Genomic DNA, 15,375 nt, shown 5'->3' with positions numbered 1-15,375 from the left:
CCCCCATCTCCCCATCTCCCCATCCCCGATTCTTCACTGAGAGAATTTTGAATTATTTAACGCTATTTTTGCTACTTATCCAAGTACCGGCAACCGCGATTTTTCTCTCGCGTCTGCTGAAAGGACCGGGGCGCCATCCCCCGATTGAACCACAAGAACCAACACCACAGCTTTTAGGTAGTGTCAGCGTTGTCGTCCCCACCCTGAATGAAGCTCTTCGCATTAGCCCTTTGTTGGAATGTTTAAGCCGACAAAGCTACGAACTTCGGGAAATTATTGTTGTAGACAGTAACTCCCAAGATGGCACTCCCGACTTGGTAAAATTGGCTATTCAGCAAGATCCCCGTTTTCGCCTGATGACGGATGATCCTTTACCCCCTGGTTGGGTGGGACGTCCTTGGGCGTTGCATAATGGTTTTTTGCATAGTTCAGAGGCTAGTGAGTGGTTTCTGGGGATGGATGCTGATACTCAGCCCGATCCCGGTCTGATTGCTGGTTTGGTGAAGACAGCAGAAGCCGAAAAATATGACTTGGTTTCTCTGTCTCCTCAGTTCATCCTGAAATATCCAGGGGAATGCTGGTTACAACCGGCTTTGTTGATGACTTTGCTTTACCGCTTTGATCCGGCTGGTGTGAATACTAAGCAGCCAGAACGGGTGATGGCGAATGGACAATGCTTTTTATGTCGTCGCCGAGTTTTAGCCGCTGTGGATGGCTACAGCAGTGCTGGAGGTTCTTTTTGTGATGATGTTACTTTAGCTCGTAATATCGCCGCTCAAGGCTTTAAGGTGGGCTTTCTGGATGGTGCGAAGGTGCTAAAGGTGCGGATGTATGAGGGAGCGCTCCAGACGTGGAAGGAATGGGGGAGAAGTCTTGATTTGAAAGATGCATCTTCCCGCGCTCAGTTGTGGGGGGATTTATGGCTACTTTTTGCAGTCCAAGCTTTACCTCTACCAATCGTCCTAACTGACCTCTTTCTCTCCCCCCCTCTCCCCCTCCCCCCCTACCCCACTCCCCCCCTCCTCCTACTGGGTTTGAATGTATTTCTGCTGGTGATTCGCTTTGCTTTATTGTTAGCGATCGCACCTTCTTACGATCGCAAAACTGCTAATGGTGGCTGGTTGTTCTGGTTTTCTCCTTTTGCCGATCCCCTAGCAGTGCTGCGAATTTTCTTATCTGCATTTCGCACTCCCCGCGAGTGGAGGGGACGGAAGTATAGTTAGGAGTGAGGAGTTATGAGTTATGAGTTATGAGAAAGAAGATAGAAAATAGAACAACTTCTTCACTCCTCACTCCTCACTCATAACTCCTAACTCCTAACTCATAACTCCTCACTCATAACTCCTCACTCATAACTCATAACTCATAACTCCTCACTCATAACTCCTCACTCATAACTCCTAACTCATAACTCCTCACTCATAACTCATAACTCATAACTCCTCACTCATAACTCATAACTCATAACTCCTCACTCATAACTCCTCACTTTCGCTCCCTAGGCGATCGCCTCTTTCTAGTTCCCAGAGAATTTGATTACCTTCTCGTCGTACCCGTGAGACAATCCAGTTACGCCAGCGCCATTGATCTCCGCGACTGGTGACAGCGCTGGCATGGACATCCATTAAATCTGCTAGTTCGGAACTGGTGATTAAGTAGCCTTTTGTGGCTAGCTCGTCAGCGATGTGTAGAGTTTCGACCAAGTTGCGGAGATGCCCCACCCTCATCTCTGGTGGTTTTTCTTCGATTGTTGTTGATGTAGATGGCTCCATAATTGTTGTATCTGTTGCAATACTGATTTCTGGTTTGCTTTTGTTAATTATTGTCGAGTTTGTATAACAGTCAGATACTTTTGCTACATTTATCTCGGTTGTTTGCGTTAAGGATTGGTGAGAATTAGTGTCAGCGAGTTGTTTGAGGGATGGGGTTTTGCCAGTAGCGTAAGCGCGAGCAATTACATCGCACCGTTCGTTACCTATGTTACCAGAGTGACCCCGGACGTGTTCCCATTTAACTTTGCGACTGTTGAGTTCATCTAGTTGTTCCAAAAGGTCTTGATTTTGGACGGGGTTGCCATCGGCTTTTTTCCAGCCTTTCTTTTTCCAACCTTTCACCCACTTGGTAACGCAGTTGATTAAATATTCGCTATCGGTATAAAGGGGGACGGGTTCTTTTTGCCCAGATTCTTCTAGGAATTGTAGGGCTGCGATCGCTGCTTGCATTTCCATTTTATTATTGGTGGTATGGGGAGAGCGATCGCCCATTTCGTAAATTGAGCCGTCGGTAAAATAGACGACTACACCCCAACCACCAGGACCTGGGTTGCCGGTGCAAGCGCCATCAGTATATATACTTTGAATTGTGCGTTGAATTGACATAATTATAATATCGAACCGCCTTCGCGCTTCGCGTCTCGTAGAGAAGGCACCGAGGACGCCAAGAAACAGAGGTATTTAGCGACGACGGCTGCGAAGCAATATATACGTTAGCGCGGCAAAAATCAACCCTATGCCCAAACTCAAGCCAAAGATTTCGATTTAGTAAGTCAGAGGGTTTTGATTTTTGGGTATTGCCGATGAATTCTTCTAAGTAGCGATCGCTTGAATTTCTTTATCGTTATAAATTTTTGATAACTGTCCCCAAACAAACCAGGTTTGACCGAGTTTTCCTTGCAGGACTTACGCAACTGGCACAGGCGAGTTTCTTGTGACGAACAGCGCCGCTGTTTAGTGCATTGTTTTTATCTCGGATGGAGCCAGTGGCGATCGCCACTCTTACGAGAGTCAGTTATAACCTAGCAGCGTGCAAAGCAGCACCGATTAATCCCACATGTTGATTCAGAACAATATGCACCGGTATATCTTCGAGGAGGCTTCGCATCCTGCCTTTTTGGGTGAAATTCAACATGAACCTCCCTTCTTGAAGTAAAGGGAGAATTTTGGTAGCAATGCCACCAGCAACGTATAAACCGCCGTATGGTAGGAGTTTGAGAGCAAGATTACCAGCTTCTGCGCCATAAGCTTCCACAAATATTTGCATAGTTTGTTCCGACAAGCGATCGCTTGCTTGTAATGCCGCATTCCCAATCGCTGCCCCCGGATCGACACTTTTCTCTTGCTGTCCTGCCTGTTGTTCCCAAGTTCTAACAATTTCGGCAATTTCTGGTGATTCGCGGTCTATTTTGCGATCGCGCAAAAATTGATAAATTGCTACAATACCTAGCCCAGAAACTACCCTCTCCACAGAAACCCGCTGGATATCGTGTTTAATCAGCAAGTGTTTCAAAAGTTGAAACTCTAACTCAGTACGAGGAGCAAAATCAACATGTCCACCTTCTGAAGGAAAGACTTGATATTTGTCTTGCTGCTTCATTAAAAATCCTTGCCCTAAACCGGTACCGGCACCAATAATTGCAATCGGTGACGTCGGTTGAAACTTGCCAACTTGCAAGGTGTGCAAGTCTTGTTTATTTAAACCCAGAATGCCATAACCAACCGCCGCAAAATCATTAATTAGAGAAATATGGGCAATATCTAGTTCTTGTTGTAAACGTTGAATATCCAAGAACCAAGCTAAATTAGTCAACTTGGCAGTATTGTTGACCACAGGACCTGCGATCGCAAAACAAGCCTTTTCTGGTGTCGATGTATTCGATGAAGCCAAAAACTGCTTTACCATCGGTACCAAATCAGGAAAATCACCACTGGGGTAACGTTCCTCAGAAACAGTATGCAACTCTGATGAGTCCGATACTTCCACCAGTCGCAAAATCGTTTTTGTCCCACCGATGTCCCCAGCTAATAATAATGTCATAGCGATTTTAGATTTCTTGATAATTATGGGTTAGGAGTTGTAGAGACATAAAATTTCACGTCTAGTTGTAGAGACATAAAATTTCACGTCTAGTTGTAGAGACATAAAATTTCGCGTCTAGTTGTAGAGACATAAAATTTCACGTCTAGTTGTAGAGACATAAAATTTCGCGTCTAGTTGTAGAGACATAAAATTTCGCGTCTAGTTGTAGAGACATAAAATTTCACGTCTAGTTGTAGAGACATAAAATTTCACGTCTAGTTGTAGAGACATAAAATTTCGCGTCTAGTTGTAGAGACATAAAATTTCACGTCTAGTTGTAGAGACGCGAAATTTCACGTCTAGTTGTAGAGACGCGAAATTTCACGTCTAGTTGTAGAGACGCGAAATTTCACGTCTAGTTGTAGAGACATAAAATTTCACGTCTAGTTGTAGAGACGCGAAATTTCACGTCTAGTTGTAGAGACGCGAAATTTCGCGTCTCTACAGGAGCAGTTCCGGAGCAAAGTTAAAAATAAACTTCTTACCCAGTCTCCAGTCCCCACTCCCCATTCCCCAATTTAATTAAACCTGATTACCTCTTCTATCTCACTTAAATGCGAAGTATCTCCTTTTAGTTCTAGCAACCATTCAGGTTCAGAGCGCACCACTTTCACCAACGAACACAGCGAAGCTTTCACCTCTGTTTTGGCAATTTCACCCACTAAACCCATCGCCGCACCCAATACAGATGCACCATGTGCCACAAGTAAGATATGCTCTGGAAGGAATTCTGTAGACAAGCATCTGGCAGTTTGTCCAGAACGCGATCGCACTTGCTCGTGAGTTTCTGGATAGTTGGCAGCAATGCGCGAAGTGTAGCTAATGTCAATTCTGGGGAATAATTCTGCTAGCAGTCGAGTTGACAGTTTTACGGGTTCTTCTGTCATCCAAGCTGGATTTAGCCATTCGCTCAAACCCGTTTCTAGTTTAATCGGCAAATCGAGAACTTCTGCAACTGCGTTTGCTGTTTGTACTGTTCGCAAAAAGGGAGAAGCGAAAATATGTTTAATTTTTTCGTGCTTCAGTCGTTTACCTAGCTGCTGCGCTTGTACCATACCATCATCAGACAATGGTGGATCGTAACGTCGTTCAGCAGTGAGAAACCAATCAGGGTTTACAAAATCGATACGGTTAGCGTGTCTTGCAATCCAGACAATTTGAGTCATGCGGTGATATCGAGACGATGAAAATTCGCGACTATATAAATAAAGTCCGTATGTACTCACATATTGCACTAATATCATCTATCGCCCACCACCGCCAGAGATTTTAATCTCTGGCTAATAGCGCTCATTCTTCGCGCATAAGACTAAATTCTTTCTGGGCAAGGATTTTAGTCCATTTTAATGGAATTCGCGCTATTAGCCCTGAACTTCAGTTCTGGGCGGGTAAGGACACTAATTGAGAATAGCGCAAGTTATCAGTATATACGGACTTTTAATTTAATATATTTTCGTGGTCAGCCGGATGTATAGCGCGAATTATAAGTATTTACGCTTATAGTACTAAATTTTTAAGAGTCTGAGGACAAACGAAAAAGAAACTCACTTGGTGATAAAATCGCTACAGTAGCACCAACAAAACCTTTCGGATCGCGGGTAATAATTGCGTTAAGATTTTCAGAAATTGCACAAGCTAACTGTACCGCATCTTCAAAATCCGGTAAGCTTGATGAAATTGCTGCCGACAAAATACTGCCGTCAACTGTACACACTTGCATCAATGTCAGAGTTGTCGAAACTGCTCGTTTAGCTCGTTCAAGGCTTCGTGTCTGTCTTCTGACAATAGACATCTCCAAAAATGAACTATGCGTTGCCCAAAACCCTTGTAGAGACGCGAAATTTCGCGTCTCTACATTGTTTTCTGGAGATGTCTAATGTAGAAAATGTCGGTTAAAGTTGTTGCGGTAACATACCCCTCAATTCTCTGACTTTGGATAGCTTCTAATAAAGCTTTGGCATCCCTCACAAATGGCTCTCGTTCTAAAAAGCTATCTAGCATAATGTTGGTGTCTAACAATACCCTCATTTCAGGTATTTTTCCTCCAAGCGTTCTTCTAACATACCCTCAACTTCAGCATCAATTGGCGATGGGGCATCTATTTTCGCTAGCCCAATCATCTCATTTACTAATCCTTCTGGCAATGGTGGTCGGGGTCTGAGTTCATTTTGAAGCGATCGAATAATTGCTTCTACTAAGGCTAATTTATCGCTCACCGATAAGTCATATGCTTCTTTGCGTAATTCTTGCCAAGACATAGACATAGTTTTTACTCCTTATCAAAGCTAGGGACGTGAGTATTGCTTTCTTTATAGCCTTTTTTCAAAGGAGTTAATCCTAATAATTGCTGTAAATTAGCCCAGACAAAATCTTCTAAGTCAGCTTCAGTTTCAAATTCCCAACCAAATCCCGTTTTCCTTAAGTTCACAAAATTCATTAGACCTCTTGCAAAAGTCCTTATTTTCATTATCTTCTTTGCGCCTTTGCGCCTTTGCGTGAGAAAAAAAATATTTATGCAAGAGGTCTATTATCTTGCTCAGACTGAGATAAATTACTACTTCTAGTATTCCCAAAGCAAGTAAGAAACAAAATCCCCGACAACTTTTACGAAGTCGGGGATCTCAATTCAAGTGAAAAGCTTAGGGTATAACTCTTTTGAGCTTAAATCCTAACAAGAGTGCAATACTATAACGGACGATAAACGCGATAGTTAATTTCCGGGAAGATGTTGTCCATCAACTCGACTTTTTCTAACCAACCGCTGTCAACTTTGCCGATTTTGATTTCTTCATACAGCTTATTAAAGCGCATCAGGTGCGATCGCGTCCTTCTCACTGCATAAGGTACCATCGTTCCCGTCCGCATAATAAATGCCCAATCCGAAGATTGCGCTAACAACAATTCCCGTGCTGCTTGGTTAAGTGCTTTCCACTGCAACTCATCAGCCGGTTCCAATCGTCCCAACTCAATCATCCGCTCAGTTGCTTTGTGCAAATGTGGATAAATCCACGCATTTGTCTCATTCAACCAATACTCGTGAAATCCTTTGTAACCCCAACTCGACTGCGAAGGACGACAAACTTGTTGATTTGGTTCTGCCTTCAAATAATCTGCCAAATGTGTCATCTGATATGTTTTTTGGTCATACCATGACTTGCGGAACAAATAATCAATAAACAAAGGTCCCTCATACCACCAATGACCAAATAACTCCGCATCGTAAGGTGAAACGATAATCGGTGGACGCTGCATTAAATTATGAAGATTTTCAGCTTGCCGTTCGCGATTATACATGAAATTTGCAGCGTGTTCTGCTGCTTTTTCCCTTGCCCAGTGTGGATCGTAAAGCGCCTTGTCAGACAGCCCTAAGCCTCTTCCAGTAATTTTATGATACTTAATGCCCGTATTTTTACGCTGACCGTTGGGCATGATGTAAGGCTTAATATACTCATATTCAGCTTCCCAGCCCAAATCTTTATAAAATTCGCGGTATTCAGCCGCACCAGGATAGCCCACCTCCGATGACCATACCTGCTGCGAAGATTCATGATCGCGTCCAAAGACAGCAACACCAGTTTCGGTAAAAATTGGCGCATAGCTACCAAAGCGGGGACGTGGACGAGCGTAAAGAATCCCATGTCCATCAGTGAGGAAGTAGCGCAAACCCGCATCAGCCAGCATCCGCTCCAAACCTTCATAATACGCGCATTCCGGCAACCAAATGCCTCGCGGTCGGCGTCCAAAGGTTTGCTCGTAGTGTTCGCAAGCTACCTGAATTTGCGCCCACACAGCCTCCGGATACATTTTCATCAGCGGCAAATAGCCGTGAGTCGCGCCGCATGTTATAATTTCCAGGTTGTTAGAGTCTTGGAACTGCTTAAAAGCTGTTACCAAATCACCTTTGTAGCGTTCCCATACCTGACGCGCTTCGTTAAATTCGGTGGCGTAATGCTCGGCTAAATAGCGCATATGCCCATTGTTGGCATTATGCTCTGCTTCAAGTTCTATGAGTTTTTCTAGTTGAGTTAAGTGTGCATCGTAGCGTTCTTGCAGCAGCGGATCGCGCAGCATCGACACCAAAGGGGGTGTCATACTCATAGTAATCTTGAAGTCGATGCCGTCTCGCTTTAATCCTTCAAATACTTTCAGTAAAGGGATGTATGTTTCCGTAATGGCTTCATAAAGCCATTCTTCCTCCAGCACATAGTCACTTTCAGGGTGACGAACGAAGGGCAGGTGTGCATGAAGTACAAGCGCAACGTAGCCGATAGCCATAGTAATTCCGGTGTGGTACGTGTAAGTTGAAGGTAGAGAGATTGGGCTGAAATTAACAATATTTTAAGACTTTATCAGGAGCGTAGCAGTGTTTGGTATTTCTTTTTCATTGATGCGGCTTCAGACGCGAAAATGTTCGTCTATCTTAATTAAAGGCACTCCCTCACAAGAAAGGAAATTTATCAAGAGTGAAACAGCAACTCGCTTTTGTCTTATCTATTTTGACTAGTACTATTTTGGTAGCCTCTCTCTCCCAAGCAGCTCCTTTGCCCAGTGAAATTAAGCAACCCGTTTTAGAACAACCCGTAACAAAGACGACAGCACTGACACTAGAAGACTTACCAGCAGGCTTTCAAGAACTTCCACCTAGCATGAAGGCGGAAATTGCCTCTAAAATAGAACCTTTCAAGCAGTTACTGATCAAAGATAATTTTCCGCTAAATAACTTCTTTGCCTTTGTAGAACCGCAAAAGATGGAAGTTGTCATCGGCTTTACGGGTATGTTATCAAATCAGGCTCAACAAGGTCAATTCGATGCTGCTCTCCAAAAAGCGCGGCAACCACAGTTTGAGCAACAGATAAAAAAACTGGCGCAGAAGTTACCATCTAGTCAAGAAGTGAAAGTGTTAAAGTTAAAGTCGCTTCCAGATTTAAATAATTTGGCACAGTCATCTACGGGTTTTTCCTTAGATGCGACAATTCAAGAAATGCCTGTAAATTTTGATGTCGTCAGCTTTCGTCGCACCAGCGTTGGTGCAATGACTGCGGTTATATATTTGACTGGGAATAAACCTTCTGTATCTGTGAAGGATGTAGCGACCAAGTTAGATGGACGCGTCTTGCAAGCTTCACCTTCCTCGACTAAGGAACCGACTGCATCTCAATAGCGTAATGTAATCGGGGGCGATCGCGCCACTTGCTAAGTATTATCTACAAATGCGATCGCTCTTGTTTTATCAAACAGTACGTACAATAACTCACAATGTAAAGACGTTACGAAAGGAACGTCTCTACGAGGGTAGGTAGGTTTATTTGGGTTTCAATCAACCCAATTTACAACCCGCAAACCAGGAATTTGTTTAAAATGTCTGATTACAAGAGGCGATCGCCCTCAATTGTTACCATCTCTTTCTTTCTGCTAGCCGTTCATCAGTATTCAACTGTAGTAACTTCACTGTTGTTCGTCCTTCTGGTGTTAAGCCAACAATTGCTCTTTCGTCACAAGTAAAATGTTCAGACCATTGCTGTGTCCGGGGATTGAAGAGAAAACTAAATTGTTCTGTTTGGGGGTCGAAAGAACCAAGGTCTGTTCCTTTATGACGGTTGCAACGCCAACAGGTTAAAGCTAAATTAGCTGCATCAGTTTTACCACCATGCTTTTCTGGAATTACATGGTCAATTTCATGAGTATAGAAAGAAACATTTTCGGTAAGTAAACAATACTCGCAACGACGGCTGGCTCGTTCTTCAACTAGGCGACGCAGTGCAGCAGGGATATAACTAACACTCACGGGTTAGTAGTTAAGTGCGGTAGATTGCCTGTTTTTAGCATGACAATCAGATGTTCAATGCGCTCATACTCGTCTAGTTCTTTTTGTTCTGTAGGGTTAAGTTCTCCAACTTTACTTAGATGTAGTAAAGTTTGCATTCGTTGTTGCATTTCTGCTGTCGGATGGAAAGCTAAGATTTGTTCTAAAGTCGGTTTGCTGACCAGGAAATCAAGAATATATTGATATACGCGAGTTGGCAGTGGTGGTTGCTCAAGACTAAGTGCAAGGAGTTCTGGTAAGCGATCGCCTAACTGTGTGAGTTGTTCTGATAGTTCTTCAGAGACTTCTAAGGTAATTTTGACCACGGTCTAAGCCTTGAGGTATAACTATTTCCTCTAATTTAAAGCATACATCGCTTTATCTGACATCTTGCACCAATCCCAACAACCGCCTTAGAATGAATTCTAAGGCTAATAGCTAAAGTCGTCTAAAGACGACTAGATAAAGGTTTTAGTCCACTTAAGTGGACTTGAGCTATTAGAGATAGAGTTTTAACTCTGGGCGAGTCTGGACGCTAATTGAGAATAGTGCAACATATTAGTTATGAGATGAAGTATTGCTAAACCCCAGTTTGCTTACTCAAAAGCTGCGTTCGACGAAAGTATATTAAATTGCAAGTAACATAAGTCAGTATAATCATTGATGAAAACTTAAAGTAAAACTCTACAGATAGGGGAAATCCTTCCTATGTGGACATCTTGTGCTGTATCTTTATTTTTATCACTACTATTGCTATCCGAGTCAACAGCCGCCAGTGTCGGAGGTTATGGGTTACAAATAGCACAGCAGACAGTACCTCCTTCGTCAGTTCCCTTGAGTCCAGATAAGCAACAGCGATATCAAGAGGGCGTCAAGTTATTTCAAGAAGGACAGGAGTTAGAGAAGAAAGGGACTAAGGAAGGATATCAACAGGCATTAGAGAAATATCAACAAGCGTTGAAAATTTTTCAGGAATTGGGATTACGCAAAGAGGAAGCATTCATATATCAAAGTATTGGCACAGCATATGCCATTCGTTCAGAAAATCTAGAAGCAATAGAATATTTCAATAAATCTCTCAATATCTCGCGTGAAGTGAAACAACCTTTGCTTGAAGTATTAGCATTAATTGGTATTGCTGGATCTTACAATTTTATAGGTAAAGGACGAGAAGCTCTCACTCTTTTAAAGCAAGCTGAGTCAATTTCTCGAACAGAAAAAAGATTTGATATTGTAGCTATAGTCTTAAAAGGTATTGCTAATACATACATTGAATTAAGTGAGATACCAAAGACTATCGAACCACTCAATCAAGCATTGCAAATTTACCGTGATATATTAAAAGATTTACCAGAACAAGCTAAAGTTTTGAATACAATAGGCGATAGCTATTCAAGTCTGGGTCAACCTAAAATCGCTTTAAAATACTATGAGCAAGCTCTAAAAATTCAGCAGACAAGGCAAGATTTATTACCCGCGCAAGCAGAAACGTTAACAGATATTGGTACTCTCTACAATAAATCAGGCGAATACAACAAAGCTCTTGAATACTTAAATAAAGCCAGAGAAATTCAACAAAAACAAGGTTTATTAGTTGCTGAAGGTTTAACTATTCAAAGTATTGCTGAGGTTTATAAAACACGAGGAGATTATCAAAAATCGATAGAAATTCGTCAACAGGCAAGAGTTATTTTCAAAAAAAGTGGTAATACAGCCTTTGAAGCTATTAACATGATATCGACTGCCAATATATACAAAAATTTTCTTGGGGATAATCAGAAAGCATTAGAATTTGTTAATGAAGCGATACAACTATCCAAAAATATTGGATACGAACTAACACATGCTAATGCTCTTAACGAAAAAGCTTATATTTATGGATTGCAAGGAGATTTACAGAAAGCCTTAGAAATTTACAGCCAAGCATTAGAAATTGCCATCTCCATAAAGAATCGCAATCTAGAAGCTCGTACATTGACTAATATTGCATCTACTTATAAACTTTTGGGTAACTACGATTTAAGTCTCCGAACTTACAAAAAAGCACGACAGATATATCAACAAGCACAAGATAAGAAATATGAACTTATAATTCTTTTTGCGATGAGTGAATTGTATCTGACGAAGGGAGATTACCCAGAAGCGATTAATTTTTATAATCAAAGTGTCTCATTGTCACGGAAACAAGAGAATAATGAATTTGAAAGACTTGGACTTGGAGGTTTAGCAAGAAGTTACGAGTTACAGAAGGATTTTCCCAATGCATTAAAAAATGCTGAAACTGCATTAGCGTTGTCTCAAAAGTTTGAAGATAAGTATTCAGAAGCTAGCGCTCTAAATTTAATTGGAATTATCAATCAAACAAAAGGTAACTATAAAGAAGCATTAAATCACCAGCAAAAGGCTCTATCCCTGTATAGACAAATTTTTGTCCCAAAATTAGAAGCTCAGAGTTTAAATAACATTAGTGTCACCCACAGTTTACAAAAGCAATACCAACAAGCAATAGATACACTGAACGAAGCGCTAAAAATTAGGCGAACTTTAAAAGACATTGAAGGAGAAGCAGATACACTTTATTTCATCGCTACCAATCAACGCAAACTAGGCAAACTTGAAGCCGCACTTCCTAATATCGAAGAAGCAATTAAAATCGTCGAAAATATACGCGGAAACGTCCAAAGCCAAGATTTACGTACATCCTACTTCGCCACAGTCCAAGGCTACTACAAATTCTACATCGACCTGTTGATGGAACTGCACAAAAAAGACCCATCAAAAATATGTGAATTTACAACCAAAGACCAAAACACAAACAAAGACATCACAATAAAAGATAAATGTAAAGCCGTAGCGCTCCACATCAGCGAACGTTCCCGCGCTAGGGGACTCGTAGAACTATTAACTGAAGCACGCGCAAATATTCGCAAAGGTGCAAACCCGGAACTCTTAGCAGAAGAAAGCCGCTTAAAAGATTTAATTAATACTAAGGAAAAACTGCGGATTGAGATAGTTAGTAATATTGATAAAATCAATAACCCCATTTATAAAGCTAGGGCTGATAAATTCCAAACAGAAATCGATGAACTACTCAGCCAACAAAAGCAACTGGAAACGAAAATCCGCCAAAGTAGTCCGAAATACGCCAACCTGAAGTATCCCCAACCCCTCACTTTACCGCAAATTCAGCAACAACTTGATAAAGACACGCTGCTGTTAGAGTATTCTTTGGGCAAAGATCGCAGCTATCTTTGGGCTGTAACTCCCAATTCCATCGACAGCTACGAACTCCCCAAACGCGAAGAGATAGAGAAAGCAGTTACGGAATTTAGAGAAACTTTAATTAAATGTCAAAAAAAAGTATCTCCAAGCTGTCAGGATTTATCCCCAGAGAAAAAAGCTCAAGCTTTGAAAAATACCGCTTTATCTGCAACTAAACTGAGTAAAATTATCCTTGCACCAGTAGCTGAAAAGTTGGGGAAAAAGCGTTTGGTGATTGTGGCTGATGGGGAATTGCAAACAATTCCTTTTGCGGCATTAAATGACCTAACCCCCCAACCCCCTTCCCTGCAAGGGAAGGGGGAGCAAGATAAGCTCCCCTCCCCTCATAGGGGAGGGGTTGGGGGAGAGGTTAGTTATCAACCTTTGATAGTCAATCATGAAATAGTTAATTTGCCTTCGGTTACAGCGATCGCTACCCAAAGACAAGAACTCAAAGGACGCAAAACCGCACCGAAAACTCTAGCTATTCTTGCCGATCCGGTGTTTGAAGCAACCGATATGCGAATCACTGGCAAACCTGAAAGTATCGTTCCTAACTCTGACTTTCGCGGTAATGAATTAAATCAATCGGCTCTCAAGCAAGCAACAAGAAATCTCAATCGTAGTGGTGTGCCAAGACTTGAAGGTACACGAACTGAAGCAAACGCAATTTTAAATATCATACCATCTTCTAATAATCTCCAAGCCTTTGGCTTTGAAGCTAACTACAACTGGGTAACAAATCCGCAACTTTCTCAATATCGCTTTTTACATTTTGCTACTCACGGCATTGCTGACCTAAAGAACCCGGAATTATCAGGAATCGTTCTTTCTCTGTTTCTAGACAAACAAGCTAAACCTGCTGATAAAGGTTATCTGCGATTAGGTGATATTTTTAATCTTGACTTTGGAGCCGATTTAGTAGTACTAAGTGCTTGTGAAACTGGTTTAGGCAAAGATGTCAATGGTGAAGGGTTAGTAGGCTTGACAAGAGGATTAATGTATGCAGGCGCAGAACGTGTTGCCGTGTCTCTTTGGAAAGTTAATGATGAGGGGACGGCAGAATTGATGCAAGAATTTTACACACAAATGTTGAAGCAGGGGAAATCACCTACAGTTGCTTTGCGTGCGGCTCAATTGAAACTATGGGAAAATTCAACTTGGAAAAATCCTTATTATTGGTCTGCTTTCACTTTACAGGGTGAGTGGCGATAGGTGATATGAATTTCTTAGCGTTACTGATTTTAAATATGAATTGGAAATTTTTCCGAATAATTATAATATTAAAACCGTTATTTGTAGAGACGTTACGAAAGGAACGTCTCTACGATGAATTAGGAATTTCATATTAATATTCAGCAACGCTAATTTCTTGACTGAGGAGTTCAAAACTCAGGAAATTTAAACAAACTTGATAAGTAGATAAACCAAATTAAACATAAAATGCTATTTATTACATTTTTAGTTTATTTAGGTTGAGCTACTTATCACTCGTCATCTTTATACAATTCCTGCAACTCTTGTAATTGAGTTCTGCGGGATTTTTGGCGATATTTTTTACTTTCTAACTTCGGTTCGTACTGAGTCTGCCCTTTGCCTTTCGTTTTTAACTTTTGGGTAGATTCTGGATCGGCTTGTTGGTTAATCTGAGTTTGACGAGCGATCGCTTGCTCTAAAAATTCCAGATAATGCTCATAACGTTCCCATTCACCCCGAACTACACAACCAGGTTCGTCTCGATGCAGACAATCATTAAACCGACAGCTATCAACTGCTAATTTCTGTCTTGCTTCTGGGAAATAACGGATTAATTCTTCTGGGCTACAGTCAATATCAGGCTGATTAAAGCCGGGAGTATCAGCCAAAAACCCACCTAATGGTAATTCAAATAATTCTACGTGACGGGTAGTGTGACGCCCTCGAAATAGTTTACCAGAAACCTCACCCACGCGCAAGTGAGCATCGGGAATCAACGTATTAATCAAACTCGATTTACCAACTCCTGAAGGTCCTGCCAAGACGGTGATTTTGTCTTGCAACTGATAAGCTAACTTGTCGATATTTATATTATTATTAACGCTCATAAATAGCGTTTGATAGCCCCAACCAAGCAGACGCGAGCTTATTTCCGACTGTTCTTGAGTTGAAACTAAATCGCCTTTATTTAAGCATAAAACCACATCCACACCTGTAGATTCCGCCTTGATCAAAAAGCGACTGAGTTGATAAGGTTCTAGAGGCGGATCAGCGACAGCGAACACTAGAAGAATTTGGTTAACATTTGCGATCGCCGGACGGTCTAATTCACTATTGCGGGGTAAAACAAAAGCGATCGCACCGCGTCCACCAGACCAATCTGGTTCTTCAACCACAACGCGATCGCCCACCATCACCTGTTGCCCAATTTTCTTCAACCGCGTTCTCCGAGTGCAGAGGAGGAGGGGGGGATAGGGAG

At 41.8% G+C, this 15,375-nt stretch carries 14 protein-coding genes; 3 read left to right on the top strand and 11 right to left on the bottom strand.

What is annotated here, in order from left to right:
- The first annotated feature begins 5 nt into the window (after window positions 1-5).
- Window positions 6-1,223 carry a 2'-O-glycosyltransferase CruG gene (gene cruG / locus OGM63_RS12145; protein ID WP_263745825.1) on the top strand — a complete coding sequence of 406 codons (1,218 nt, stop codon included), beginning with the start codon at window positions 6-8 and terminating at the stop codon, window positions 1,221-1,223.
- Window positions 1,224-1,475: 252 nt separating this feature from the next.
- Here the strand turns inward: cruG and rnhA are convergent, their stop codons facing one another.
- From rnhA to OGM63_RS12105, 8 genes are all read right to left on the bottom strand, one after another.
- Window positions 1,476-2,378, bottom strand: coding sequence for a ribonuclease HI (gene rnhA / locus OGM63_RS12140; protein WP_263745824.1), 903 nt, complete (start codon window positions 2,376-2,378; stop codon window positions 1,476-1,478).
- 409 nt (window positions 2,379-2,787) lie between these two features.
- On the bottom strand, window positions 2,788-3,813 hold the full coding sequence (locus tag OGM63_RS12135) for a glucokinase (RefSeq protein WP_263745823.1): 1,026 nt from the start codon (window positions 3,811-3,813) through the stop codon (window positions 2,788-2,790).
- Between the two features lie 560 nt (window positions 3,814-4,373).
- The gene (locus OGM63_RS12130; protein ID WP_263745822.1) at window positions 4,374-5,021 is read right to left on the bottom strand and encodes a histidine phosphatase family protein; all 648 of its coding nucleotides are present in this window, start codon (window positions 5,019-5,021) and stop codon (window positions 4,374-4,376) included.
- A gap of 347 nt (window positions 5,022-5,368) precedes the next feature.
- Entirely contained in the window at window positions 5,369-5,647 is a 279-nt protein-coding gene (locus OGM63_RS12125; RefSeq protein WP_263745821.1) for a PIN domain-containing protein, read from the bottom strand.
- A 59-nt stretch (window positions 5,648-5,706) separates the two neighbouring features.
- Entirely contained in the window at window positions 5,707-5,883 is a 177-nt protein-coding gene (locus OGM63_RS12120) for a PIN domain-containing protein (RefSeq protein WP_263745820.1), read from the bottom strand.
- On the bottom strand, window positions 5,880-6,119 hold the full coding sequence (locus OGM63_RS12115; protein ID WP_263745818.1) for a hypothetical protein: 240 nt from the start codon (window positions 6,117-6,119) through the stop codon (window positions 5,880-5,882). Before OGM63_RS12115 ends, OGM63_RS12120 begins: the two co-directional genes overlap by 4 nt.
- A 5-nt stretch (window positions 6,120-6,124) precedes the next feature.
- Window positions 6,125-6,292 carry a hypothetical protein gene (locus OGM63_RS12110; protein ID WP_263745817.1) on the bottom strand — a complete coding sequence of 56 codons (168 nt, stop codon included), beginning with the start codon at window positions 6,290-6,292 and terminating at the stop codon, window positions 6,125-6,127.
- A 248-nt stretch (window positions 6,293-6,540) separates the two neighbouring features.
- The gene (locus OGM63_RS12105; RefSeq protein ID WP_263745816.1) at window positions 6,541-8,130 is read right to left on the bottom strand and encodes a glycoside hydrolase family 57 protein; all 1,590 of its coding nucleotides are present in this window, start codon (window positions 8,128-8,130) and stop codon (window positions 6,541-6,543) included.
- Window positions 8,131-8,318: 188 nt separating this feature from the next.
- Between OGM63_RS12105 and OGM63_RS12100 the strand changes: the two genes are divergently transcribed.
- Complete coding sequence (locus OGM63_RS12100; RefSeq protein WP_263745815.1) at window positions 8,319-9,017, top strand: hypothetical protein; 699 nt, start codon at window positions 8,319-8,321, stop codon at window positions 9,015-9,017.
- 231 nt (window positions 9,018-9,248) lie between these two features.
- Here the strand turns inward: OGM63_RS12100 and OGM63_RS12095 are convergent, their stop codons facing one another.
- The gene (locus OGM63_RS12095; RefSeq protein WP_263745813.1) at window positions 9,249-9,641 is read right to left on the bottom strand and encodes an HNH endonuclease; all 393 of its coding nucleotides are present in this window, start codon (window positions 9,639-9,641) and stop codon (window positions 9,249-9,251) included.
- Complete coding sequence (locus tag OGM63_RS12090) at window positions 9,638-9,985, bottom strand: hypothetical protein (protein WP_263745811.1); 348 nt, start codon at window positions 9,983-9,985, stop codon at window positions 9,638-9,640. Before OGM63_RS12090 ends, OGM63_RS12095 begins: the two co-directional genes overlap by 4 nt.
- 382 nt (window positions 9,986-10,367) lie before the next feature.
- On the opposite strand from OGM63_RS12090, the gene OGM63_RS12085 reads away from it, so the two are divergent.
- On the top strand, window positions 10,368-14,135 hold the full coding sequence (locus tag OGM63_RS12085; RefSeq protein ID WP_263745810.1) for a CHAT domain-containing tetratricopeptide repeat protein: 3,768 nt from the start codon (window positions 10,368-10,370) through the stop codon (window positions 14,133-14,135).
- Window positions 14,136-14,407: 272 nt separating this feature from the next.
- Here OGM63_RS12085 and rsgA read toward each other — a convergent pair.
- On the bottom strand, window positions 14,408-15,375 hold a 968-nt coding region (gene rsgA, locus OGM63_RS12080; RefSeq protein ID WP_263745809.1), incomplete at its 5' end, for a small ribosomal subunit biogenesis GTPase RsgA.

The organism is Plectonema radiosum NIES-515 (assembly GCF_025753815.1).
Classification (GTDB): Bacteria; Cyanobacteriota; Cyanobacteriia; order Cyanobacteriales; family Nostocaceae; genus Hassallia; species Hassallia radiosum_A.
This window is presented reverse-complemented; position numbering and strand designations above follow the sequence as displayed.